At 60.2% G+C, this 23,237-nt stretch carries 21 protein-coding genes; 4 read left to right on the forward strand and 17 right to left on the reverse strand.

Annotated features, from left to right (window positions below):
- Nucleotides 1-19: 19 nt before the first annotated feature.
- The 12 genes from BS626_RS12370 to pmbA all read right to left on the reverse strand — a co-directional run bounded on the left by BS626_RS12370 (nucleotide 20) and on the right by pmbA (nucleotide 10,857).
- Nucleotides 20-760 carry a KDGP aldolase family protein gene (locus tag BS626_RS12370; RefSeq protein WP_075182712.1) on the reverse strand — a complete coding sequence of 247 codons (741 nt, stop codon included), beginning with the start codon at nucleotides 758-760 and terminating at the stop codon, nucleotides 20-22.
- Nucleotides 757-1,872, reverse strand: coding sequence for a DgaE family pyridoxal phosphate-dependent ammonia lyase (locus BS626_RS12375; protein ID WP_075182713.1), 1,116 nt, complete (start codon nucleotides 1,870-1,872; stop codon nucleotides 757-759). Before BS626_RS12375 ends, BS626_RS12370 begins: the two co-directional genes overlap by 4 nt.
- Nucleotides 1,859-2,989, reverse strand: coding sequence for an amidohydrolase/deacetylase family metallohydrolase (locus BS626_RS12380; RefSeq protein ID WP_075182714.1), 1,131 nt, complete (start codon nucleotides 2,987-2,989; stop codon nucleotides 1,859-1,861). The genes BS626_RS12375 and BS626_RS12380 overlap by 14 nt, the downstream gene beginning before the upstream one ends.
- Nucleotides 2,990-2,998: 9 nt before the next feature.
- Complete coding sequence (locus tag BS626_RS12385; RefSeq protein WP_075182715.1) at nucleotides 2,999-3,643, reverse strand: DUF4310 family protein; 645 nt, start codon at nucleotides 3,641-3,643, stop codon at nucleotides 2,999-3,001.
- A gap of 11 nt (nucleotides 3,644-3,654) precedes the next feature.
- A complete protein-coding gene (locus BS626_RS12390; protein ID WP_075182716.1) occupies nucleotides 3,655-4,431 on the reverse strand; it encodes a DUF4311 domain-containing protein in 777 nt (258 codons plus the stop codon).
- Nucleotides 4,422-4,763, reverse strand: a complete 342-nt coding sequence (locus tag BS626_RS12395) for a DUF4312 family protein (RefSeq protein ID WP_075182717.1) — start codon at nucleotides 4,761-4,763, stop codon at nucleotides 4,422-4,424. The genes BS626_RS12390 and BS626_RS12395 overlap by 10 nt, the downstream gene beginning before the upstream one ends.
- A 2-nt stretch (nucleotides 4,764-4,765) precedes the next feature.
- Complete coding sequence (locus BS626_RS12400) at nucleotides 4,766-5,122, reverse strand: SFCGS family glycine-rich protein (RefSeq protein ID WP_075182718.1); 357 nt, start codon at nucleotides 5,120-5,122, stop codon at nucleotides 4,766-4,768.
- Between the two features lie 11 nt (nucleotides 5,123-5,133).
- Nucleotides 5,134-5,469, reverse strand: coding sequence for a glycine dehydrogenase (locus BS626_RS12405; RefSeq protein ID WP_075182719.1), 336 nt, complete (start codon nucleotides 5,467-5,469; stop codon nucleotides 5,134-5,136).
- A gap of 559 nt (nucleotides 5,470-6,028) precedes the next feature.
- A complete protein-coding gene (locus BS626_RS12415) occupies nucleotides 6,029-6,817 on the reverse strand; it encodes a hypothetical protein (RefSeq protein ID WP_240494304.1) in 789 nt (262 codons plus the stop codon).
- Entirely contained in the window at nucleotides 6,801-8,888 is a 2,088-nt protein-coding gene (locus BS626_RS12420; RefSeq protein ID WP_075182721.1) for a lipase family protein, read from the reverse strand. The genes BS626_RS12415 and BS626_RS12420 overlap by 17 nt, the downstream gene beginning before the upstream one ends.
- 170 nt (nucleotides 8,889-9,058) lie before the next feature.
- Nucleotides 9,059-9,445 carry a cytochrome b562 gene (gene cybC / locus BS626_RS12425; protein WP_075182722.1) on the reverse strand — a complete coding sequence of 129 codons (387 nt, stop codon included), beginning with the start codon at nucleotides 9,443-9,445 and terminating at the stop codon, nucleotides 9,059-9,061.
- Between the two features lie 71 nt (nucleotides 9,446-9,516).
- Nucleotides 9,517-10,857 carry a metalloprotease PmbA gene (pmbA, locus tag BS626_RS12430; protein ID WP_075182723.1) on the reverse strand — a complete coding sequence of 447 codons (1,341 nt, stop codon included), beginning with the start codon at nucleotides 10,855-10,857 and terminating at the stop codon, nucleotides 9,517-9,519.
- Between the two features lie 115 nt (nucleotides 10,858-10,972).
- Here pmbA and yjgA point away from each other — a divergent pair, with 115 nt between their 5' ends.
- On the forward strand, nucleotides 10,973-11,515 hold the full coding sequence (gene yjgA / locus BS626_RS12435) for a ribosome biogenesis factor YjgA (RefSeq protein WP_075182724.1): 543 nt from the start codon (nucleotides 10,973-10,975) through the stop codon (nucleotides 11,513-11,515).
- A 40-nt stretch (nucleotides 11,516-11,555) separates the two neighbouring features.
- Here the strand turns inward: yjgA and mpl are convergent, their stop codons facing one another.
- Nucleotides 11,556-12,911, reverse strand: coding sequence for a UDP-N-acetylmuramate:L-alanyl-gamma-D-glutamyl-meso-diaminopimelate ligase (mpl, locus tag BS626_RS12440; RefSeq protein ID WP_075182725.1), 1,356 nt, complete (start codon nucleotides 12,909-12,911; stop codon nucleotides 11,556-11,558).
- Nucleotides 12,912-13,080: 169 nt separating this feature from the next.
- Between mpl and fbp the strand changes: the two genes are divergently transcribed.
- Nucleotides 13,081-14,079 carry a class 1 fructose-bisphosphatase gene (gene fbp / locus BS626_RS12445; RefSeq protein WP_075182726.1) on the forward strand — a complete coding sequence of 333 codons (999 nt, stop codon included), beginning with the start codon at nucleotides 13,081-13,083 and terminating at the stop codon, nucleotides 14,077-14,079.
- A 116-nt stretch (nucleotides 14,080-14,195) separates the two neighbouring features.
- On the opposite strand, the gene BS626_RS12450 is transcribed toward fbp, so the two are convergent.
- On the reverse strand, nucleotides 14,196-15,755 hold the full coding sequence (locus BS626_RS12450; RefSeq protein ID WP_075182727.1) for a methyl-accepting chemotaxis protein: 1,560 nt from the start codon (nucleotides 15,753-15,755) through the stop codon (nucleotides 14,196-14,198).
- Nucleotides 15,756-15,923: 168 nt separating this feature from the next.
- On the opposite strand from BS626_RS12450, the gene BS626_RS12455 reads away from it, so the two are divergent.
- On the forward strand, nucleotides 15,924-16,331 hold the full coding sequence (locus BS626_RS12455; RefSeq protein ID WP_083615961.1) for a lysozyme inhibitor LprI family protein: 408 nt from the start codon (nucleotides 15,924-15,926) through the stop codon (nucleotides 16,329-16,331).
- A gap of 144 nt (nucleotides 16,332-16,475) precedes the next feature.
- Entirely contained in the window at nucleotides 16,476-17,006 is a 531-nt protein-coding gene (gene ppa / locus BS626_RS12460; RefSeq protein WP_075182728.1) for an inorganic diphosphatase, read from the forward strand.
- 242 nt (nucleotides 17,007-17,248) lie between these two features.
- Here the strand turns inward: ppa and BS626_RS12465 are convergent, their stop codons facing one another.
- Genes BS626_RS12465 through BS626_RS12475 form a run of 3 tightly spaced genes read right to left on the reverse strand, consistent with a single transcriptional unit; the run spans nucleotide 17,249 to nucleotide 23,093 of the window.
- Nucleotides 17,249-17,584 carry a gamma-glutamylcyclotransferase gene (locus BS626_RS12465; protein WP_075182729.1) on the reverse strand — a complete coding sequence of 112 codons (336 nt, stop codon included), beginning with the start codon at nucleotides 17,582-17,584 and terminating at the stop codon, nucleotides 17,249-17,251.
- A 2-nt stretch (nucleotides 17,585-17,586) separates the two neighbouring features.
- Nucleotides 17,587-21,354: a translocation/assembly module TamB domain-containing protein gene (locus BS626_RS12470; protein ID WP_075182730.1), complete on the reverse strand. Its 3,768-nt coding sequence runs from the start codon at nucleotides 21,352-21,354 to the stop codon at nucleotides 17,587-17,589.
- Nucleotides 21,351-23,093 carry an autotransporter assembly complex family protein gene (locus BS626_RS12475; protein WP_075182731.1) on the reverse strand — a complete coding sequence of 581 codons (1,743 nt, stop codon included), beginning with the start codon at nucleotides 23,091-23,093 and terminating at the stop codon, nucleotides 21,351-21,353. The genes BS626_RS12470 and BS626_RS12475 overlap by 4 nt, the downstream gene beginning before the upstream one ends.
- Nucleotides 23,094-23,237: the final 144 nt, after the last annotated feature.

Here is a 23,237-nt window from a genome sequence, read left to right on the forward strand (position 1 = left end):
TGAATGCCGGCCGGGACCACTAGCCCACCAGCCTGCGCGTCAGCGCCAGCAGCCTCGTCACGTCCTGCGGACGGGTGTCGCCGGTGGCCGGATCGACGATCGCACTGTAGACGTGCGGAATAACGCGGCTGACGCCCGCTTCCAGCGCGGTGGCCAGCAGGGGTTCGTAGTTGGTCAAATCGATACCGCCGGTTGGCTCCAGCCAGAAATCCTGCGCTGCGCAGGCAGCGGCAACGGCGCGGAACTCCGCCAGATGCTTCAGGCCGCCCATGGGAAAATATTTAACCGAGCTGCCGCCCATCTCCTTTAGCAGCGCAATCGCCGTCTCCACCGGCACCACCGCCGCCGGCTGCTGCGCGCTGAGCGGGCCGGTAGCAATATTGACCCAGCCAGGACGTCCGGTTGGCGAGATCAGGCCGTTAACCACCGTCTGGCGTTGTCCCAGCTGCGCCCGGCTGGAACCCACCCCGGAAAACACCTGATTCACGTGCTGCGGCTGCAGCGCGGCGGCGATAGCGCTGACCTTCGCCGACTGCCGGGGATCGCCGGCACCCAGCCCTACCGAAATGGCATTCCCGAGCGCCGCCGCGTAGGTGCGCATGGCGGCCACCGCCGTTGCCACGTCGGGATAGTGCGTTGACAGCAGGCCAACCAGCACGTGTCCTTCCGCCGCCTGCCATACCGCGCGGGCGTTGGCGACCGATCCGGCCAGCACGTTCAGACAGACGCGATCGCGATAAAAATCCGGGGTGAGTCTCATGCTGTTTTCTCCTCGAGCCGCGTACGAATCGCATCCGCGATCGTCACCAGCTGCGCCGCGCTGACGCTGCGTACATCGGCTTCAATGATGCCTTCATTGGCTTTGTATCCGCGAAAATAGATGGCCACCGGGCCGGTTTTCAGCGCCTGGACCAGGTCGCCGGCGGTAAGACCGGCGAGGGTTTCATCAACGTGAATTTCCGCCCGGGCAATATCGCGCCCGGCGGTGTCCCAGACGACACGCGCACTGATGCCGCTGAGCGCATTCAGACTGGCGATAAACGGCGTCATTTTCTCTACCATCTGTGCGCCGCTGATTCCCGGCTGCGTCAGGTAGTGTTCAATCGCCTGGGTCAAACCGAGAATGCTCTCTTTTCCCACCTTCATCGCCCGCCCGATGCCACTGCTCTGCTGCTTCAGCCAGGCGATATACTGCGCCTTGCCAAGCACCAAACCGCTGGTCGGCCCGGCGATCGCTTTCGCCCCGCTGTAGATCACCAGATCGGCCCCGGCCTGCAGATAGGCCCGCAGGTCCTCTTCCGCCGCCGCATCAACGATCAGCGGGAGATCGTGCTGATGCGCCACCTCTGCCGCCTGCGCCACGCTGAGGTGGCTTTTTTGCACGCAGTGATGGGATTTCACATACAGCACTGCCGCACAGCGATCGTCTAGCGCCGCCGCCAGCTGCGCCGGTGTGCACTCATTGGCATAGCCGGCTTCCACCACCCGGCCACCGCCCAACCGTACCATGGTGGCGATCGGAGCGCCGTAATGGACGTTGTGCCCTTTCGGCAACACGATATGGTGCGGCACCCGCAGCGGCGCGGCGTGCAAATTATCGCGCAGCCAGCCATCATCGCGCACAATCAGCGCCGCCACCGCCTGCGCCAGCCCCGCGGAGGCGCAGGAAACCACCACCGCCGCCTCGGCGCCCACCAGACCGGCGATGTAAGCCCCGGTTTTATCCACCAGGTCGCCGATGTCAAAATAGTGCGCGAGGCCGTCATCCACCGCCGCAATCACTTCAGGGCCCGGCGTGGACACGCCGAGCACGGTCATCCGCCCGGCGGCGTTAATGACCGGCTTCAGGCCATATTTTTCATACAAAGACATCGCTGTTTCTCCCCTCTTCCGTCAGGTAACACCGCCCGGCGATCAGCGCCGCCAGCGGGATAAGATGGCGATCGCCGGTGAGCGTCAGTCCCTCAGCGTCCCGCAGCGGAAGCGGCTGCCGGCGCAGGCTGAACAGCGTAAAGTCGGCCTGGGCGCCGGGGATCAGCACGCCGCGATCGCTCAGCCGCAGCGCAGCGGCTGCCCGCTCGGTCACACAGGCGATGACCTGTACCAGCGTCATGCCGAGACTGAGAAACGTCGACATCACGTGAGCCAGGGTGTACACCGGGCCGTGCAGCCGGTTGCGACAATAAATATCAGAGCTGATGGTGTGCGGCAGGATCCCGCAGGCGATCGCCGCCCGGGCCACGGTAAAGCTGAAGCTGGCACTACCGTGTCCGACGTCCAGCAGTACCCCGCGCGCCAGCGCGCGCCGTACCGACTCCCTTAGCGCACCCGCCGCGGTCAGGATGCGGTTGGGTTTACCGTGGTAGCAGTGGGTCAGTATATCGCCAGCCTCGAGCAGGTCGGCAATCTCATCCAAATCGGGCGGCGCATTGCCGATGTGCACCATCAGCGGCAGACCGCCTGCCGCCTGCTGCAGCGACCTGGCCAGATACAGCGGGGTAATACCGTTTTCGCCCACCACGCTGCCGCTCATGCGGGCTTTTAGCCCCACCGCGAATCCGGCGTGGCGACGCAGCGCCGCCAGCGCCGCCGGCGCGTCAATCTGCGTCAGATCCGCCAGTTCGTGTTGCGTCGCCATGCCGCTGCGGGCAATGTTTAACAGCGCCTGCACGCGCGTGGTTGCCTGACGGGTCCGCCGCCAGAAATCATCAATGTCATCGGCGCCGGTGCTGCCGGCATCCACCACGGTGGTGACGCCAGCGTCGACGCCAAGGCGATCGGGCTCATCGTGATAGATCGGCGAACGGGCGTAGCAGTGCACGTGAGCATCAATCCAGCCCGCGCTGAGGTACACCCCCTCCGCCAGTACCCGTTCTTGCTTCGCTGCGCCGCACAGCGTGCCGATAGCGGCAATTTTGCCCTCGCTGACGGCAATGTCGGTCAGCGTGTCATCGGGCAGACGTGCCCGACGCAAGATCAGATCGTACACGGTACCTCCTTAGCCGATCGCCACCGGGAATAGCGCACCGAGGATCATCGCTCCAAGGATCGCACCGCCGGTGATCGGCTTACCCCACAGATAGAACAGCAGCGATCCGATCAGCGATCCCACGCCGATCGGGATCGCAGCGCCCATCGCCGACAGAATGATCAGCGGCCCGAGGAAGCGGCCCGATGCATTACCGGCGCCCATCATCACGTCGGCGCCCCAGGTACTGTTGCTGTCACTGATAGTGAACTTGCGGGCAAAGATGATCAGGTAGCCAATGGCCAGCCCCACCCCCAGTCCGGTGAGCAGGGCGGCCATGAAGTTGGCAACCGGAAAGACCACGCCGGCTCCCAGCAGCAGCGCCGGCACGCCGAGTCCAACGCCGGTCTGGATCGCCCCGCCAATATCGAGGATGCCGACCAGCGAGCCTTCAATGATGCGGGCAAACAGGAAGCTGGCGCCAAAGGCCGCCACCGCTCCCCAGGCACCGGTGTCCATCCCCGCCCGCAACATCGACACAAACGCCACTTCATTAAACGCCCCGATGCCGTACAGGTAGTACATGTGCGTGCCGGCAAATACGCCCGATGAGAGCAGGCCCACCAAGATCGGGAACGCCCCGTCGGCGTACCAAAATCCTTTCTTGTCTTCCATCAATGCCCCCGTTATTTGCCGCCCAGAACGCTGTGCAGCTGTTCCAGCCAGCCCGGCACGCCGAGGCGAAACGCTGCCAGCATGTGCATGTCAAAACCGCGGAAGAACGCGCTGAGCAGAAACAGCGTGACGATGGCGAACATCATCACGGTGGTGACCTTATGCCAGCCACTCTCCTCCACGCCTTTACCAATCAGGATCCCCAGCACCAGTCCGGGCACGGCGTTGCCCATGATCAGCTGCGCGAGACCGCCAAAGATAGTGGCCCAGAAGCCCGCCTTCTTGCCGGCATCGATGGCCGCCAGCCAGAAGATCACCGGCATCACGATGGTCACCAGCAGATTGGCAGCCGGTACCAGCACCTTCACCGCGGTAATTTGCAGTGCGGCCGGCACCGCGGAAGCGGTCGAATTGAGGAACGCCACTACCACCATGCCGATCAGACCGCAGGTGAAGGCCATTTTTTTAGGATTGTGCAGCGTGGCCCCGACGCTGCGGTGGTTGATCATCAGCGCCGCCGCCCCCCAGTGGGGGATAATGCGGTGATCCACATCCTGGGTGAAGGCGCCGGCCGCCACCGACGAGGCCCAGGCATTAAAGAAAAAACCCAGTCCGAAGGAGAAATGCGAGGCCGGATCCCCTTCGCAGGCGTTCAGCTCACCCAACGTGCGGAACGCCCCCATGCCCTGACAGGTCGGCGCATGGAACATGCGGGCCGCTCCGGCGCCCACGCCAACGCCCACCAGCGCGCCTATCACTAACGATTTGAGCAAAATGATTAAGAACATTCTCTTTCCTTATCCGTAGCCGCAGCAGATGACCGCCAGACGGGCGTAAATATCACCGCCTCGCAGTCCAGGCGGGTGACGTTCACCGTGACCGCCAGCTCGACGGCGTAGCGGCAGCGCGTGCGCGCGAGAAAGAAGAACAGAAATTTTTCGCGGCGAACGTGCGCATCGGCGCGCAGCACCCTGACGTCCTGCGGCTCAATACGCAGCAGGATGTGCTGACTACTGCGCAGCAGCGTGCTCTGTACGCGACTCAGGGCGCTGGCCATGGCGGCGGCTTTGCTATCGCCGCGACCGCTGACCGTCACCGTGGTGGTCAAGGTCTCTTTCATGGTTATCCACCGTGTTTGTTAGTCCACGCCTTTACCAGTCGCTCGCCCAGCTCTTCCTTGTCCATAAAGCCAAAGCCCAGCACCTGCGCGCCTTCGTTGATGGCGGTGACGCCCTCCTCCACCGAGCGCATGCCGTGTTTTGCCCGATAGCCATACCGGGTTTGCGCGGTGATCGCACCGGCACCGCCGCTGCCGCAAAATGAGATGCCAAAATCCGCCTGTTCGGCGTGCATCACCTCCCCGAGCTTCATGTCCGCCGCGACGCCCGGTACAACGATGGCGCGACCACCGGCCTTTTCTACCCCGGCCGCCACTTTCTGCCCTTTGCCCAAACGATCGCCAATCACTACGGTTATCATGCTGTCTCTCCTTAGCGGGTTGAATCGGTGTTGGCTTTTGCCACTTCAATGTGCACCGAGAGCAGCCAGGCCTCTTGCGGCGGCAGGTTGCCGAACAGATCGACGCCCTGCTGCGCCAGCGCCAGGCTCCCGGCGGAAATGTCGTCGAACAGGTCGGCCTCAACCGCCGGCAGCGGTTCGCCGGTTAGCGAGCGCCACGCCATCGCCCGGACGTGCGAGACCAGCATCTGACGCTGTACGGCATCCGGCACAATCTGGTGGGCGGCATACAGCTGAAGAAGCTGTGCCAGTTTCTCTGCTGCCAGCGCGTCTGCCGCCCGCTGCTGCGCGTCGTTGCTGTCGCTCATCGTGCCTGTCGTCCCGTTACTCCGCGACCCTGGTGGCCGATGGATCTACCCTAACGGGCAGGCGATGACGTGTGGAGCAGGACTTTTTCCGCTGGAAAGTGGAAAAGCGTTACTATTCCCCCTTTTTTCCTTCGGAAGGGTGACGCTTTCTCATCGCTCACGCGGCTGGCATCCCGGCCCGGTGTAGGTCGCTTGCTCCAAGCTGGGCTGTATGCACGCCCCTCCGTTCAGTCCGACAGCGCGCCTGTTCCGGTAACTGTTCACTTGAGTCCAACCCGGAAATACACGAAAAAACGCCACTGGCAGCAGCCACTGGTAACTGAAAAGGTGGATTGAGATATGAGCGTTTTTGAAGTGGTGGCCTGAGTGCGGCTACACTGGAAGGACAGTTTTGGTGATTCGTCCAGCACAAGACAGTTACCCGGTTAAGCAATCTGCAAGCTGGCTTAACCTTCGAAAAAACCAACTTAGCGGGTGGTTTTTTCGTTTACAGAACCGGAGATTACGCCCAATAAAAAGGATCTCAAGAAGATCCTTTTTTATTCGGTACATGTATCGCCTATTTCATTGACAGCAACTTGTTATAGTCAGGGGATATATTCAGTGGAATGCCGCGACTTCCGTCAGGATAAATTACAGTAAAATCCCCATGCAGATTATTCGGTTCCTCAAGGGTAACCACCTTGCCAAAATGTACTATCGGATTAATTGATATATTCTCGGTATCAGACAACCGATAACAACGGCTCCATTTTTCATAATCCGTATCCCCCCCAAAAAGTTCTACGGTCGTCCTATTACGAGGAATATGTCTGATATATATCATCGGGAAAAAATCCGTTTTTATATCCAGATCACCGCCAGCCGCGTTTACCTGCTTCACACCAAAGACACCACCACAGTTTCCATTCCCTAATAAGTCAAAGTCATAACTGGTCTCAATAACCTCTTTCCCCTTAACCAGAGGATTATCATCTGACACCCGGAACCCCACTCCCACAGAACTCAGCTGCCACCGGCAACGCCCACCGCCGTCTTTAGCGATACTGACCGACATAATATTTGCCGCCCCCTGGCTGACAAAGGGCAGGGAAACTCCCGTAGTAGCATCTGCCTGATAGGTGTGGCCCCCGGCGGTAAAGTTTGTATTAGTACATTCCGATGACGTATAGAGCCCTCCCAGCGGCAAAAGCGTGACGCCTTCCGGCACACGGAAAGACACGGTGAGCAGCTCAGAGTCGGCGGGCGGTGAAAGTTTCCGTGTCAGAGACAGTTCGTATCCAATGTACAGAAGAACCGGAACCAGAAAAATGAGAAGCATGACGCGCTTTTTAGTTAGGAAGTTCAACTTCTTCCTCCGTGACTGCCGCAAAGCGTAGCAGGGCATTTTTTCCGGTTTCCTCTGCCTGTGTCAGCCTCAGCGCCACTGGCAGCATGTCCTGAAGCGCCAGAAACTCGCGGTTACGTTCAACTTCATCTGGGTTGCTGAAGTTTGCCTTTTGTTCTACAGCCTCCCGGAACAGGGTTCGCATGGCTTTTCTGTCCATTTTCCGCGTCGTGTCGGCCAGTTCCAGCAACTGATTGTGAATATAGGGAAGGTACTTACTCGCCATAAAATGATTCAGGGGTTTGGTGAATAAGCCCGCTGAGGCCACATTTTCTCTCTGGGGAAAACGCTTCTCCAGCTCTCCCGGAGCCAGACATTGTATAAACGCCGCCTGATGCTCTCCCGTGGATTTCAGGCATTCTTCATTCAGGGAAGGGACAAGATACAGTTTGACCGACGCTTTCTCCGTGTAGCTTACCGTTCCGCCCCCTATCCACAGCGTATTTCTATCACCGGACTTCATGACGCTCTGTTCTGCACGTAAAAACAGAACCGTTTTTCCGTGATGCCAGTACGGATCTCTTTCCTGCGTAATACCCATATCCACGCCCGCATTCCCCCCGAAGGTTCGCGGTAAAAGACCGATGGCCGATGTTGCCAGCCAGTCAAAGCCCAGTTTGTCACCCAGCCACCCCAGCTTCTCGTAAAGCTCGCTGTCCAGATCCACCTCCGGCGGTATCTGTGGCACTAAGTCGTTATCATTGACGTGACGGTAATGAGTGATATCCCTAAGAAGGTACCCCGCCAGACGGCTGAACGTTCGTGGCATTCCGTAGGTGTACAGGACAGGGTTAAAGGTTTTCATCTCGGCGGCGTACAGCAACGCCAGCGCCCCGCCCAGACTGTGACCACTGATGAATAAAGGTTTACCCCTCTTTACTAAGCCCCCCCTCACTGCATCAATCTTGTCCCGGTACTTACCATTCATTAGCTGATAAGCATCCAGAAAACCGCCGTGCACATTCCCCATTCCGCCCAGCTCTGCCGGACAGCGCTTCGGCGCAAAGGAAAAATCCGTCACGACATTCAGCCCGCTGGCCGTCCCGCACCACGCCACCAGGACATGCGCTCCGCACTCCACCGTGAACAGCCGCGAGTCCCCCTCCGGATTTTCATCCCTCCCCGGATGGGCCGTGTTCAGATACATCTGTTTCAGGTACCGCTCCCGGAACGGCACGTCCACCGCCAGCGTATGAAAATAATTCGGGTATTCCGCAAACTGCGGGAGACAGGAAAGATCCTGACATTTCTGCTCAAAAAAATACGAGATAAGGTGGGCGCCCTTGTCGGGTAAAAACTCTTCTGCATACGCCAGATCGGCCATAATGCCCAGGTTCAGTGCGTTCGCCAGGTCATACTCTTTTGTGTCGTGCAGCGCCAGCACCCACGCCCGGAACGGGCAGATTTCTATCACGTGACGTTGCTCCAGCGCATCCCGCGTGATTTCCGTCCCTTTCAGCGCCTTCCCCGGCGGAAAATGGAACACCGGCGGCTCCGGCTCAGTCCAGTCCTCGATCTCCGGCAGCCGATCGCACAGCTCGCCGATAGTCACATAGTGATGGTGATAGCCAGAAGCCTCCGCTTTCTCCTGCACGTCCGTACGCCAGATCCTGTCCCGCGTCTCACGGCGAAAGGCGTTTCCGCTCACCGGCTGGCTGTTCGGGTTGCGCCGCAGGCTCAGCGGGCGCTTTTCCATCTCGTCGGCCAGCTGCTGCCCGTCCGTTTTCACGTCAACCGCTAGCCAGTACAGGTCGTCGAACCGCACCACGCCCTGGCTGTCGGTGACGCCGGCAGGCGGATTCGGCGGCGACGTGGGGTCAAACCGGGTATGGCCGCCCCTGGCCCACAGCGCCAGCTCCGCCGCGGTCGCCAGCGGATGGTATTCCAGCTGCACCTTCAGCCCGGATACCGGCTGGTTGTTCTCGTCCACAAACTGCAGCTCCAGCCAGTAAAGCTTCTGCTTTCCACATGTTACGGTCTTATACGTCGGTCTGAGGCTGGTGACACACGTGTTATCACCGGTCATTGCCATACTACATCCCTGTATTTTAGGTGGTAAAAGTCGCCCCATCATATCCCGAACCGGACTTAACCCACATTACCCAAGGCGATCGGGCGCACAAAGTGGAAGACTGGCGGGGCAAAAAAATACCCCTGCAGAGCAGGGGTATCGCAGAAAATGGCGCGGTATTACACCGACAATTACCGGAATTTCTGGTGATTTACGTTACGAATGTCCGCCAGTTTTTTCGCTTCCGCTTTGGCCTCATCCAGCTTGCCCGCTTTAGCCAGCGCGTCGGTTTTGTCGATCTGCGCAATCAGATCGTCAATCCCCTGATGGTAGCCTTTGATCTCCGGGCTGTCGGGCGCCTTGCCTACCAGCTTGTCCGGAGTGCCTTTTTTCGCATCCTGCGCTTTAGCCCGCAGATCGGTCAGCATCTTGTGCATCTCCTCACCGCTTTTCGCTTTGTCCAGCGATGAGTAGATGGCACCCATGTCTTTCATGTCTTTTTCCAGCGAGGCCGCAGAGGCGGCGCCACCGGCGGAGAGTAAGGCTACGGCTAACAACGACACTATCGATTTACGCATGCTCAGCTTCCTTCTCGGGGGGGACGGGGCGGTTCAAACGGCCGCCCAACTGAATTAACATCATGACGCATTTATTGTCCGGCAATGTGCATTTCGGGCAGCAGCACCGACCCGCACTGGATATTACTGCGGGTTTCGATATCATCGCCGACAGTGACGATATTACGCCACATCTCTTTCAGGTTACCGGCAATAGTCACTTCGCTGACCGGGAACTGAATCTCACCGTTTTCAACCCAAAAGCCCGCCGCACCGCGCGAGTAGTCGCCGGTCATGGCGCTCACGCCCTGCCCCATCAGCTCGGTGACCACCAGCCCTTTGCCCATGCGCTTCAGCAGCTGATCAAAACTCTCGCCCTGACCTCGGATACGCCAGTTATGGATGCCGCCGGCGTGGCCGGTACTGTGCAGACCGAGCTTGCGCGCGCTGTAGCTGGTCATCAGCCAGCCCTGCAGCACGCCGTCTGTGATGATGTCGCGCGGCTGCGTGCGCACCCCTTCGCTGTCAAACGGCGTCGAGGCGAGCCCCTTCAGCAGATGTGGCTGCTCCTGAATGCTGAGCCACGACGGAAAAATCTCGCGGCCCAGCGCGTCCAGCAGAAAAGTCGACTTGCGATACACGCTGCTGCCGCTAATGGCGCCCACCAGATGGCCGAAGAGGCCGGTCGCCACCTCCGGCGCGAACAGCACCGGCGCTTTCATGGTCGGCAGCTTACGCGGCGACAGCCGCGACAGCGTGCGGCGGGCACATTCGGCGCCCACCCACTCCGGGCTGTGCAAGTCCTCAAAGGCGCGTCCCAGCGTGTAGGCGTAGTCGCGCTCCATTTCGCCATCGACTTCGGCAATCACGCAGCTGGAGAGCGAGTGGCGACTGGAGCAGTAGCTCTGCAGCATGCCGTGGCTGTTGCCGAATACTTTGATCCCGACGTGGCTGTTGAAGCTGCCGCCTTCGGTGTTGCTGATGCGCGGATCCGCCTGCAGCGCCGCCTGTTCGGCGCGCGCCGCCAGTGCGATCCCGCGCTCGGCATCCAGATCGCAGGGGTGAAACAGGTCCAGATCCGGCGCCTCCCAGGCCAGCAGTTCGCGATCGGCCACGCCGGCGAAAGGATCTTCTGACGTGTAGCGCGCAATATCGATTGCCGCCTGCACGGTGCGCTGAATGGCTTGCGGGCTGAGATCGGTGGAGGAGGCGCTGCCTTTACGCTGCTGGTGATAGACGGTGATGCCGAGCGCACCATCGCTGTTAAATTCGACGTTTTCCACCTCACCATAGCGGGTGCTGACGCTGAGACCGGTCGTTTTACTGACCGCCACTTCGGCGCCGTCGGTGCGTGCGTTAGCCAGCTCCAGCGCGAGGGATACCGCCTCGGTCAGTACCTTACGCTGCTCTGCAACCTGAGAGTGTACTTTCATTCATTTGCCATACTGTTGGGAGGAAAGTGATATTTTGAGTCTAACAGGATCTGAGAACAATTTCGTCGTCCCCCGTAACCTGATAGCATTAGCCTCTTTTTTTAAGGAGCCAAACATGACCAGGCAGCCCGACGAGTGGCTCGATGACGTACCCGATAATCAGGATGAAGAAGATGAAGAGATTATCTGGGTCAGTAAAAGTGAAATTAAACGCGATGCGGAAGAGCTGAAGCGCCTCGGCAATGAGATGGTCGATTTGGGGAAGAACTCCCTCGACAAGCTGCCGCTGGATGAAGAGCTGCGTGCCGCCATTGAGCTGGCGCAAAAGATCAAGAAAGAGGGGCGCCGCCGCCAGATCCAACTGATCGGCAAGCTGCTGCGCAACCGCGACGTAGAACCGATCCGCCAGGCGCTGGATAAGCTGAAAAACCGTCATAACCAGCAGGTGGCGCTGTTTCATAAGCTGGAGCAGCTGCGCGACCGCCTGATTGAACAGGGTGACGAGGCGATGCCGGAGGTGCTGGCACTGTATCCGGACGCCGATCGCCAGCAGCTGCGCAGCATGATCCGCAATGCGCAGAAAGAGAAAGCGGGCAATAAGCCACCGAAATCTGCCCGTCAGATCTTCCAGTATCTGCGCGAACTGGCCGAAGCGTAACGCCGGCTCTGGGGCGGCGGCGGCCGCCCCGGCTTGATGCTTAGCGGGCCAGCCGCGCCAGCAGCTTCTGGTGGATCCCCTCAAAGCCGCCATTGCTCATCACCAGAATGGTGTCTCCGGGCTGCGCTTCTTTCGCTATCGCCTCTACCAGCGTGTCCACGTCGGCGCTCCAGCTGGCGGGCTGCATACAGGCGTCCGCCACGTCCGACACCTGCCAGGGGATATGCTTTGGCTGGTAGAGATACACCCGGTCAGCGCGGGCCAGCGACGGCGCCAGATCGTCTTTACTGATGCCCATTTTCATGGTGTTGGAGCGCGGCTCCAGCACCGCCAGAATGCGCGCCGAACCGCCTACTTTACCGCGCAGCGCCTGTAGCGTAGCGTGGATAGCAGTCGGATGGTGGGCAAAATCGTCGTAGACGCTGATGTCATTGACCGTGCCGCGCAGCTCAAGGCGGCGGCGGGCGTTGATAAAGTCATTCAGCGCCCGGCCGGCATCCTCCGGCTTCACACCGACGTGGCGGGCAGCGGCAATCGCCATCAGACCATTGTGCATATTGTGTTCGCCAACCAGCGACCAGTTCACCTCGGCGACGCGCTCGCCGTCCAGCCACACTTCCCAGTGTGACGCATCCTGACTACGCTTTTTCGCCTGCCAGCGGCCATGCTCTCCGGTTGACTCGCGCTCGCTCCAGCAGCCCATCGCCAGTACCTGCTTCAGATTGGCATCCTGCTCCGGCAGCAGGATCCGTCCCTGTCCCGGCACGATGCGAATCAGATGGTGGAACTGGCGCTGAATGGCGCGCAAATCGTCAAAAATATCGGCGTGATCGAACTCGAGGTTATTGAGGATCAGCGTTCGCGGGCAGTAGTGAACAAACTTGGAGCGCTTATCAAAAAAGGCGCTGTCATATTCATCGGCTTCAATGACGAAGAACGGACTGTTGCCCAGCGTAGCGGAGACGGCAAAATTACCCGGCACGCCGCCTATGACAAAGCCCGGCTCATAGCCGCACGCCTGCAGGATCCACGCGGCCATGCCGGCGGTGGTGGTTTTGCCATGCGTACCGGCCACCGCAATAACCCAGCGGTCGCGCAGCACGAAGTCATGCAGCCACTGCGGTCCGGAGACGTAGGGAATATTGCGCTCCAGCACGGCCTCAACGCAGGGATTACCGCGGCTCATCGCGTTACCGATGATAACCAGATCCGGTGCCGGATCGAGCTGGGCGGGATCGTAGCCCTCAATCAGCGCAATCCCTTGCGCTTCGAGTAGCGTGCTCATCGGCGGATAGACATTGGCGTCCGAGCCGGTCACCTGATGGCCCAGTGAGCGGGCCAGCGCGGCCAGGCCGCCCATAAAGGTGCCACAGATGCCGAGAATATGAATATGCATAACTTTTCCACATCAGCAAGAATCGGCGCACAGTGTACCGCCGGGAAGAGTGGGAAGAAACGGATTTAACCTATAGGTCTTTGGCGGTCATTTCGTTAAACTGTGTTACAGATGTCATAACTGTTAAGACGCTTACCTCCTCCTACCGCAAATCTTTTGGGATTGTGTTATGAAAACATTGGGCGAATTTATCGTCGAAAAGCAACACGACTTTCCACACGCCACCGGTGAGCTGACCGCCCTGCTGTCAGCCATCAAACTCGGCGCCAAAATTATTCACCGCGACATTAACAAAGCGGGCCTGGTCGATATTCTCGGCGCCAGCGGCGCGGAAAACGTGCAGGGTGAGCAGCAGATGAAGCTCGACCTGTTCGCTAACGAAAAGCTGAAGGCGGCGCTGAAGGCCCGCGGTCTGGTTGCCGGCATTGCTTCGGAAGAAGAGGACGAAATCGTCATTTTTGAAGGGGTGGAAAACGGCAAATACGTCGTGCTGATGGATCCGCTCGACGGCTCCTCCAACATCGACGTTAACGTCTCAGTCGGCACCATTTTCTCCATCTACCGCCGCGTCACCCCAGCCGGCACGCCGGTGACCGAAGAGGACTTCCTGCAGCCGGGCAATCGTCAGGTCGCCGCCGGTTATGTGGTGTACGGCTCATCGACCATGCTGGTCTATACCACCGGCTGCGGCGTACACGCCTTCACCTACGATCCTTCGCTGGGCGTGTTCTGCCTGAGCCAGGAGCAGATGCGCTTTCCGTCGCACGGCTACACCTACTCCATCAATGAAGGCAACTATATTCGCTTCCCGAGAGGGGTGAAGAAGTACCTGAAGTTCTGTCAGGAAGAGGATAAAGCCACCCACCGTCCCTACACCACGCGCTATATTGGGTCGCTGGTGGCCGACTTCCACCGCAACCTGTTGAAGGGCGGCATCTACCTCTATCCCAGCACCGCCAGCCACCCGAAGGGCAAACTGCGCCTGCTTTATGAGTGCAACCCGATGGCCTATCTGGCCGAGCAGGCCGGCGGCAAGGCCAGCGACGGCGTTAACCGCATTCTGGATCTGGAGCCGACCGCCCTGCACGAACGTTGTCCGTTCTTTGTCGGCAATGAAGAGATGGTGAACGACGTCGAGCGCTTCCTGCGCGAGTATCCGGATCAGTAATCCCCCGCCTCGGCGATCCGTTCAGGGCCGGGATCACCGGCCCTGTTTCAGATAGCGGCGCCGGCCCGTACCGGGCTCCCCCCGAACGGGATCCGCGGCCGGCGACGCCTCCGGGCTCAGCGCTGCAGGCGGAAAGCCGCCATGCTGGCCAGCAGCTGCTGCGACTGATCTTCCAGCGAGCGGGTGGCGGCCGTGGCCTGCTCCACCAGCGCGGCATTCTGCTGCGCCACCTCGTCCATCTGCGTCACCGCCTGATTGACCTGCTCAATGCCGTTACGCTGCTCCTGCGAGGCCAGCGAAATCTCCCGCATCAGCGTGGTGACCTGCGTGATCTCAGCGGAGATAGCGTCCATGGTCTCCCCGGCTTGCAGCGCCATTTCGGTGCCCTCACTGACCCGCCCCTGCGACTGGGCAATCAGCGTGCGGATCTCTTTAGCCGCGCTGGCGCTACGCTGGGCCAGATTGCGCACTTCGCTGGCCACCACCGCAAACCCGCGTCCCTGCTCGCCCGCGCGGGCGGCTTCCACCGAGGCGTTCAGCGCCAGGATGTTGGTTTGAAACGCAATGCCGTCGATGACGCTGAGGATATCGGCAATCCGGCGGGCGCTGTCGGTAATGGCCTGCATCTTCTCCATGACGTAGCAGACCACTTCACTGCCGCGATCGGCGGTCTCCGACACGTTCTGCGCCAGCTGATGTGCCTGCCGGGCGTTATCGGCGTTGCGCCGCACCGTGGCGGTGATCTGTTCCATGCTGGCGGCGGTCTGCTCCAGCGAGGCGGCAGACTCTTCGGTGCGCTGTGATAAGTGCCGGTTGCCGGAAGCCAGCTCGCGGCTGCCGGTGTCAATTTGCAGGCTGGCATCGCGCACCCGGCTTACCGACGCAATCAATCCCTGCTGCATCTGCTCCAGCGCCGCCGCCAGGCGCCCAAATTCGTTGCGCCCCGCCGGCGGCAGCGGCTGGGTTAAATCACCACCGGCAATCCCCTGCAGATGGCTCAGGGTGCGCTGCAGCGGCCGTAGCAGCATCTGACGCAGCAGGAGCCACGACAGCGCCATCAGCATCAGAGTCATAGCGCCGCAGGCGATTATCAGCCAGGTCAGGTACTGCTGATTTTTCATCGCCTGCGCCATCTGCTGCCGGGTCACCTCATTGGCATAGCCGGCGAAAGCGCTGACTGCATCGCCATAGTGTGCCGCCAGCTGGCTAATGTTGCCTTCCAGCAGCGCGTAGTAGGCATCGGTATTCTGCGCGTCAATCGCCGCCATCAGCGGAGCAATCCCCTGCTGCAGATAGGCGTGATAGGTTTTCACTACCCGCTCCGCCAGCACTTCCCCGCGCCGGGTCACGGTTCCGGCGGCAATAAAACGCTTCAACTGCTGCTCAGACAGCGCCACATAGCTGGCCGCGCGCCGCGTATGCTGACGCGCCTCATCGGGCAGGCCAATCTCCAGCTTGCGCACCACCAGCGCCGCGGTAGCACGGGTGCGTAGCAGCCCGCTGTTGCTAACGTACAAACTGTTTAGCTCAATAGCCTGAATGCGGTTGACGGCGTTCAGGGCCTGATTGCCCTTATCAATAGCGATAATCCCCATCACGCTCACCACCAGCAGCATCAGCGTCATCAGTAGCAGCAGCGCCAGCAATCCCGTCCGTATAGAAAGGCGATTTAGCATATTTTTTCCCTGTGCAAATGCATATGTCATCAAAAGCGAAACGTTTCGCCTGCGTCATATCGGCAGACATGGCGCACTTCTTTATCTTTTTCGCCGCCGTCGGGTGATTGACGCCGGCGGCGCCCTGCGTCAGGCTGGCGACATAGCACACCGGAACGGGAGAGGATCATGCACAGAATAAGAATGATGACGGCGGCGCTGCTGCTGACGCTGCCGCTGGCGGCGCAGGCGCAGGCGCAGGCGCAGGAGGATGCGCTGGATCGCACGCTGAACGGCTGTCTGAACACCGCAAATACTACTCAACAGATGAACGCCTGTTATCAGGCGGCAATTACCGGCTGGGATGCGGCGATGAATCAGGCTTATCAGCAGGCGCTGGCCCGCGGCGAGCCGGCGCGACAGCGAACACTGCGGGAGGCTCAGCGGCGCTGGCTGAGCTATCGTGACGCGTGGATGACGGCCAGCCGCGCGCGCTTTGATCAGGGAACGCTGGCCAGCGTCTCACAGGCTGTACAGCTGCTGATGCTGAACAAAAATCAGACGCTGATGCTGCGCAGCCTGCAAGCGCAGGAGTAGCGTCACCGCCCGCCGCGGACCGCTAACCCGCAGGATTTAGCGGCATTGGACGCAGTCTGAAAGCGGAAAAAGGGCAGGACATCGGCGGACGCACCTGGCTATAATGACCGCCACTTGCACCGTTAACGATTGAAGGAATGCATCATGGGTTTAAATCAGGTTCCGGCGGGTAAAGATCTGCCAGAAGACATCTACGTAGTGATCGAAATCCCGGCCAATGCCGACCCGATCAAATATGAAGTGGATAAAGACACCGGCGCGCTGTTCGTCGATCGCTTTATGGCCACCGCGATGTTTTACCCGTGCAACTATGGTTACATCAATAACACCCTGTCACTGGACGGTGACCCGGTGGACGTGCTGGTACCGACCCCGTATCCGCTGCAGCCGGGCTCCGTGATCCGCTGCCGTCCGGTGGGCGTACTGAAGATGACCGACGAATCAGGCGAAGATGCCAAACTGGTGGCCGTGCCGCACACCAAGCTGTCCAAAGAGTACGATCACATCCAGGATGTGAACGACCTGCCGGAACTGCTGCGCGCGCAGATCACCCACTTCTTCGAGCAGTATAAAGCGCTGGAAAAAGGCAAGTGGGTGAAAGTGGATGGCTGGGACGACGCCGCAGCGGCCAAAGCGGAGATCCTCTCCTCTTTTGAGCGCGCTCAGCAGAAGTAAGCGCTGTTTCTGCATCAGGCCGACGCGACGTCGGCCTTTTTTTTATCCTGACCGACCACCGCGCAGCTATTTCCGCCGGCGCGCATTCATCCGATGGCAAACCGCTTCTCTGTGGCCCCTACTTTTACGCCGCGGCCGACGCATTCCCCCGCCGCCGGCAAATTCGCTGGGCTTTTTCGCTGCGGGCATAAAAAACCCGCCGTTTCCAGCGGGTTGATTGCTGTTACTCTGCGGCAAGGCCGTTAGCGACTGACCCAGTCACCGCTGTCAATACGCGGCTTACCGGTGACAGATCGCTGGTACAGATAAAGCCAGGCACTGCCGTAAGGCGTGTGCACCAGGTGGCGTTTGTATTCCCCCCCCTTGGTGCGCAGCGCATCCAGCTCGCCCAGCGTACCGGCATCAATGCGATAGACCTCACACTGCACCTGCCCTTCTCCCACAATAACGCCCGGATAGAGCCCCAAATCGTAGAGTTCGTATCCGTTAATGGTGTGATCACCCAGCCACTGGGCGTTGGTCATCCAGTGGCTGTTTCCCTGCTTGCGGCGCAAACTGCCATATACAATTATTCGCATGGCTAAAACTCAAACTGATAGAGCAGATCCAACGCCTGGTCGAGACCAGACACGGCTTCCAGATATAGCTTAGGCATCAGCCGGTAACGCAGCGTGAGCGTTGCCAGTGAATCAAAGATACCCACGCCGTATTTTACTTGTAGACCCGGCAGCACATAGCCACTCACCTGTACCTGTTGGCTATCGCCAACGCCAGCGGTATCCAGCGCGAGGTTACTGACGCCAAAGGTCTCGCCGATTTTACCCACAACCTGACCACTTTGTGCAACCCCCAGACCGACCAGCGCCGACGTTAAGGCGTTGCTGTCCCCTTCGCCGCCCAGCCCCTGGCCGCGCAGCAGGTAAGAGAGCGCCTCCTGCTGGGATTTTGCCGGATCGGAGAAGATTTCTACTTTCGGTTCGTCAGCCAGCCCGGTGACCCGGATTCCGGCAATGACATCGTCTTCGGTAGCTTCCGGATTGCGGATCGCTTCAAGATTGAGGTAGGGCTGGTCCGGCGGCCCGGCAAACTGCAGCTCACCCTTACGCACCAGCAGGTCCTGGCCGTAGGCATGGAAGCGGCCAGACGGGATATTGATCTGCCCGTTAAGCCCCAGTCCGCGCTTATCCTGAATCAGCTTCAGATCGCCGTTCAGCCGCGCTTTCAGTCCGAATGCATCAAGTCGCACATTGTCGCCAACGTGGATTATCAGGTTGCTGTTAATAGGAATGGCGGCCGATTTTGGCGCGATCGGCTGCAGATTGTTATTCAGCATCACCTCGTCCGGCGAGACGCCCACCGCGCTCTCCGGTACCTGCTGCACGGTGATACGCGCCCAGGGAATATCAACCCGTCCATCAAGGTTAAACAGCTGTGGGGTAGCCTCAAACACCAAATCCGGCGAGACGTCCATGCGCACCATCGGCGGTACGGTCACCCGCACCTTATCCCCTTTGGCGGCGATGCGCGCGCGCCAGGCATCCAGCTTCGCCCAGTCGGCATCGCCGGAGAGCGCGATTTGCCCCTGAGCGGTCTGAACCACCCCCTCCAGCGTGGAGCGCATACCGTTAAACACCATCGTCAGGTTGGCACCGGTCAGGTCGACCGGCATAAAGTTGCCATCCACATCGACGTTACGCAGCCCTAACTGACCATAGACCAGCGGACGCTGCACGTCGCCGCCCAGCCGCAGCTGGCTGTTAATCATGCCGGCGATTTTTTCTCCCTGCATCAGCGCCGGATTGAGCAGCGCCAGCGACAGGTTGGCGATATTGACGTTGCCCGACAGCGTGCGCCGCCCCTGCGGATCGGCCACCTGCACCTTGCCGTCCAGCTGGCCGTTATTGGCAAGGCGAATCAGCCAGCCCAGTTCCGCCCGGTTGTTTTTCAGTCCGGCGTTCAGCGTCAGGGTATCAAACGCAATCGGCAGATCGTTCCCCTGCACATCCTGTACCACCTTCACGCCGCTGCCGCGCAGCGTGACGTTGCCCTGCGGCAGGCCTTCGCCCGCCTGCCAGCGCACGTCAGCATTGCCGGTGAAGACGCCACTGAGGCGCGTTTCCGCCGGCAGGAAGGGGGTGATCATCGCCAGGTCAAAGCGGTTCAGCACCACGCTGGCGCTGCCGCTCGGTCCGGCCTCAATGGTTTTGGGCACGCACAGCTGCGCATTGGGGTTTTGCCAGCAGTGCGGTCCGACCGTGACGGTCTGCTTCGCATTGAGATAATCCAGCGCGATAGCGCGGGTCAGGCGCCATTCTCCCACCGGCGTATCAAAGCGGGTGTTATGCAGATTGCCCTGCCAACGCTGCGTAGCGCGATCGAAGCTGCCGTTTAGCGCCAGCTGCCCGGAGACCGGCTGGCCATCGACATTCAGCTTCAGCTGGTGCTTTTTCTCGTTACCGTCAGCGTTGAGGGTGATCAGCCGCAGATTGAGCGCCTCCTGCTGCAGCCGCTCAATGCGCACCGCCAGCTTACCGCCAACCTGCTCACCGGATCGCACATCGCCGTTAAGGGTGACCTGGCCAATGCGCAGCGCCTGCCAGCGCAGATTGCGCGCGGTGAGATCGGCAAGTAGCTGCGGCGCCTCCAGGTTACCCCGCGCTTTAATCGTGCCTTTTGCCACGCCGCCCAGTCCCGGCAGTGCATTATCGAGATGCGGGGCATCGATATCGGCATCCAGCGCCAGCGTCTCGCCGAGTGCCCCTTTCAGGTTGACGTTGTTGCGGCCCAGCACCAGCCTGATGCCAGGAATGGTCCACTGATGATAGCTGTTACCGTACAGCGTGCCGTCAGCGGACACGGCGTTTTGCTTGACGTTACCTCTCAGCTTCAGCTCCGGCACCCGTACCTGCCAGCTACCGCCGTAGAGACTGCCGGTGGTTTTTAGCGAACCGTCCAGTCTGGCCGGCCAGTCAGGATACTGTTTGGCGGTATTGATGCCGCTGAGGGCCAGCTCGGTGCGCCAGCTGATCGCCTTGCTCCAGTCGACCACGCCGCGCAGTTCGGCACTGCCCTGCAGGGCATTGAGCCGCAGCCTCTCCAGTGTAAACTGTTCCACGTTGCCCGTGCCCGCCAGCGCCAGCGTGGCCGGCGGTACGCCGTCACCCTGTAGCGCAGCGTTCAGCGACATCGCATAGTCAGTCGCTTTACCGCTAAAGCGATAATCGAGCTGGTCGGCCTGATACTGCACCTTGCCGGTCAGCGGCCAGCGCAGCTGCGGGCTTTGCAGATGCAGATTGAGTGGCAGGCCGGCTTCGGCAAGGCGGGTATCCCCCGTTAGCGTCATACGGACCGGCCCCGAGAGGTTGAGCGCCAGCGTCAGGGTATCGCGCAGTCCGCCGCCGAGGTCCAGTTTGATCTTCTCTCCCCGCAGCGGCTCGACATTGAGCGTACTGTTTAGCGTCAGGTTGACCGGCCAGGCGTCAGTAAGCGTGACGCCGCCGCTGAGATTGAGCTGTCCCTGGGGCGAATCGACATCGAAGGTGCGCAGCTGTAAATCGCGATCAACGGTTTTTGCCTGTACCTGCAGCCGGGTCACCAGCACGTCGGTGTCGCCGGTGAGACGCAGGTTTTCACCCACAATGTTCTGAATATCCACATCCAGCGGCAGGCGGAAATCGGGCAGTGCCGGCAGCAGCGGCTGCGCGAACAGCGCGCGCAGCGTCTCGCCCAGCGGTTTTTCATCTGCCTGCGGCTGCTGCACTTTGGGTTCAATCACCTGCTCCTGAGCGACCTGCGTCGCCTTCGGCAGAGCGATCAGTAACCCCTCTATTTGCGTTGGCAAAAGCGTTAGTGAGCGCTCACGCCAGTCAATCCCGGTACGGAAATCGCGCAGGGAGACGGCGGTATCATCGATCCGCAGATCAATATTGTGCAACGCCAGCTTGCTCAGGGTCAGCGGCCAGGGGGTGCTGAGATCGCCCGTCGAAGCCGGCTCTTCTTCCACGGGCGGCGACGCGGGTAACTGCTTACTGTCGATCCGCACCCGGACGTCGTTTAACGCCAATTCATTGACACACAGCGCGCTGTCGCGCAGGCAGGCGAGCTTCAGCGCCAGATGCAGCTCACCGGCGTCCACCTCCACGCCCGGCATCCGGTATGCGACGCCTTTGATAGTCAGATCGCGCCAGCCGCCCTTTACTTCAGCAATAGCCAACCCCGGCACCCAGCGCGCCGCGCCGTTCAGGACCAGATGCAGGCCGGTCGTGGTTCCAATCAGGAAAGCCACGCCTCCCAGCAGCAGGACGACAGCGATCAGTAACCCTATCAGACCCTTTTTCCAGCGACTCATAGCTCAGGCCCCAGACCGATATAAAACTGCACGCCATGCTCCTCTTTATCCCCGACCGGTGCCGCCAGGTCGAACTTGATCGGCCCCACCGGCGACTGCCAGCGTACGCCAACGCCCGCACCGGTTTTGATATTGCTTTTTTTGATGTCGTTTACCGCTTCGCCTGAGTCAACAAATACTGCCCCCCACCATTTTCCGGTGACGTTGTACTGGTACTCCAGCGAACCGGTCGCCAGCTTTGAGGCCCCGGTCAGCTTACCTTCGCTGTCGCGCGGCGAGATCCCTTTGTATTTGTAGCCGCGAATACTGCGGTCACCTCCGGCGAAGAAGCGCAGATCCGGCGGAACGCGCTCAAAGTCGTTGGTTTCAATCCAGCCAAGATTACCGCGCGCGACGAAGCGATGTTTCTCCGCCAGCGAACGGATCCAAACGTTTTGCGCCTGCAATACCAGGAAGTCGACATCCGATCCCCAGGTGGTGTCGGAAACGTCAATGGAGTAGCGCTGGGTATCGCCCCAGGTCGGCATCAGACCGCCGCGCGAACGGGTGCGGTTTACGCTGACGCCGGGATAGAGCAGCATGGTAGTGTTCGTGACGCTGCCCTGCGTAAAGTGGTCAAGGCTCCAGCGCAGATTGATGCCGCGCTGCCAGCCGCTGGAGAGATCCCAGTAGCGCGAGGCGGCCAGCGTGGTGGAGTCTGATTTTGTGTCGTTGAGATCGGTGCGTTTGTAGCCGCCGCCCAGCAGGTAGTACTGCTCCAGCGGACTTTTCAGCAGCGGAATTTTATAGCTGAAATCCAGAATCTGCTCCGGCCCCGACAGGCTGGTGCTGGCGGTGAAGCTGTGACCCCGTGAGTTGACCCACGGTTTGCGCCATGAGGCTTTGACCCGCGGTCCGACATCGGTCGCGTAACCCACGCCGGTCTCGACGGTATTTTGGGTTCGCGGCGAGACCACGGCCTCCAGCGGCAGCACTTTACTCTGCCGCGCCTGTTCAAACTCAGGCGCGACCACCACCGAGTTAAACCAGCCGGTGGCCGAGAGGCGTCGATTCAGCTCCGCCAGATCGCGAGAGCTGTAGTAATCGCCGCGTTTAAACGGTATCAGATTGTGTAGATATGCCTCCTGAATCTGCGATCCTTCAAAGGTCACTTCACCGAAGCGATAGCGCTGTCCACTGTCATAATCGATGTCCCAGAAGGCTTCGTGCAGGTCGGCCGCTACCCCCAGCTCACTTTTCAGAAAGTCAGCGTCAAAGTAGCCCTTACGCAGCGCCAGATTACTGAGTGAACTTTTGAATTTGTCGTAGGTGCCGTGGTTCAGGATCGTCCCTTTCGCCGGCTGACCGGTTTTCACCAGCTGGCGATAATCCTCATCGGTACGCGCGCCGCCGCGCAGCACGACGGTCGTTTTCGCGATGCGCACCGGTTCACCGGGCTTGACGCGGGCAATCAGCACCGGTCGTCCGCCCCCCGGCGGCGCCGGGCGAAACACAAAGTCGATGTCGGGATCGTAATAGCCCAGCGCCCGCAGTCCCTCTTTGATGGCGTCCGCGACCCGCGCACGGAAGCGTCCGTCGGCGTTAACCTCATCGCTGTCGATGGTGGAGAGCCGCGCCCGGGCATTTTTTTGCAGCTCGCCAGTCAGCCCTTCCAGCTGCAGACGCACCTTCGCGGCATCGGCGGTGGTGGCCGCCACTAGCAGGCTGCCGGTGAACAATAAAAGACGAATGTTTGCCACGCTCACTCCTGTCTGACCGCCGGGACGCGCTCCTGATGGTCATTTTCTCACCATTGCCCCGGCTTCAATCGCAATCTCTCGCGACAATTATGCAGGCAATCTGCCGCCCTGCACGCCGCAAGATAACATTTTTAGCTAAAATTT

It is taken from the genome of Pantoea sp. 1.19 (assembly GCF_001922585.1).
Lineage (GTDB): Bacteria > Pseudomonadota > Gammaproteobacteria > Enterobacterales > Enterobacteriaceae > 1-19.

Bases quoted from the DNA above. Each gene is read 5' to 3' on its own strand.
- BS626_RS12405 (WP_075182719.1), bottom strand. From the start codon at position 5,469: ATGAGCGACAGCAACGACGCGCAGCAGCGGGCGGCAGACGCGCTGGCA.
- BS626_RS12370 (WP_075182712.1), bottom strand. From the start codon at position 760: ATGAGACTCACCCCGGATTTTTATCGCGATCGCGTCTGTCTGAACGTG.
- BS626_RS12395 (WP_075182717.1), bottom strand. From the start codon at position 4,763: ATGAAAGAGACCTTGACCACCACGGTGACGGTCAGCGGTCGCGGCGAT.
- BS626_RS12385 (WP_075182715.1), bottom strand. From the start codon at position 3,643: ATGGAAGACAAGAAAGGATTTTGGTACGCCGACGGGGCGTTCCCGATC.
- BS626_RS12470 (WP_075182730.1), bottom strand. From the start codon at position 21,354: ATGAGTCGCTGGAAAAAGGGTCTGATAGGGTTACTGATCGCTGTCGTC.
- fbp (WP_075182726.1), top strand. From the start codon at position 13,081: ATGAAAACATTGGGCGAATTTATCGTCGAAAAGCAACACGACTTTCCA.
- cybC (WP_075182722.1), bottom strand. From the start codon at position 9,445: ATGCGTAAATCGATAGTGTCGTTGTTAGCCGTAGCCTTACTCTCCGCC.
- yjgA (WP_075182724.1), top strand. From the start codon at position 10,973: ATGACCAGGCAGCCCGACGAGTGGCTCGATGACGTACCCGATAATCAG.
- BS626_RS12375 (WP_075182713.1), bottom strand. From the start codon at position 1,872: ATGTCTTTGTATGAAAAATATGGCCTGAAGCCGGTCATTAACGCCGCC.
- mpl (WP_075182725.1), bottom strand. From the start codon at position 12,911: ATGCATATTCATATTCTCGGCATCTGTGGCACCTTTATGGGCGGCCTG.
- BS626_RS12450 (WP_075182727.1), bottom strand. From the start codon at position 15,755: ATGCTAAATCGCCTTTCTATACGGACGGGATTGCTGGCGCTGCTGCTA.
- pmbA (WP_075182723.1), bottom strand. From the start codon at position 10,857: ATGAAAGTACACTCTCAGGTTGCAGAGCAGCGTAAGGTACTGACCGAG.
- BS626_RS12400 (WP_075182718.1), bottom strand. From the start codon at position 5,122: ATGATAACCGTAGTGATTGGCGATCGTTTGGGCAAAGGGCAGAAAGTG.
- BS626_RS12420 (WP_075182721.1), bottom strand. From the start codon at position 8,888: ATGGCAATGACCGGTGATAACACGTGTGTCACCAGCCTCAGACCGACG.
- BS626_RS12455 (WP_083615961.1), top strand. From the start codon at position 15,924: ATGCACAGAATAAGAATGATGACGGCGGCGCTGCTGCTGACGCTGCCG.
- ppa (WP_075182728.1), top strand. From the start codon at position 16,476: ATGGGTTTAAATCAGGTTCCGGCGGGTAAAGATCTGCCAGAAGACATC.
- BS626_RS12390 (WP_075182716.1), bottom strand. From the start codon at position 4,431: ATGTTCTTAATCATTTTGCTCAAATCGTTAGTGATAGGCGCGCTGGTG.
- BS626_RS12465 (WP_075182729.1), bottom strand. From the start codon at position 17,584: ATGCGAATAATTGTATATGGCAGTTTGCGCCGCAAGCAGGGAAACAGC.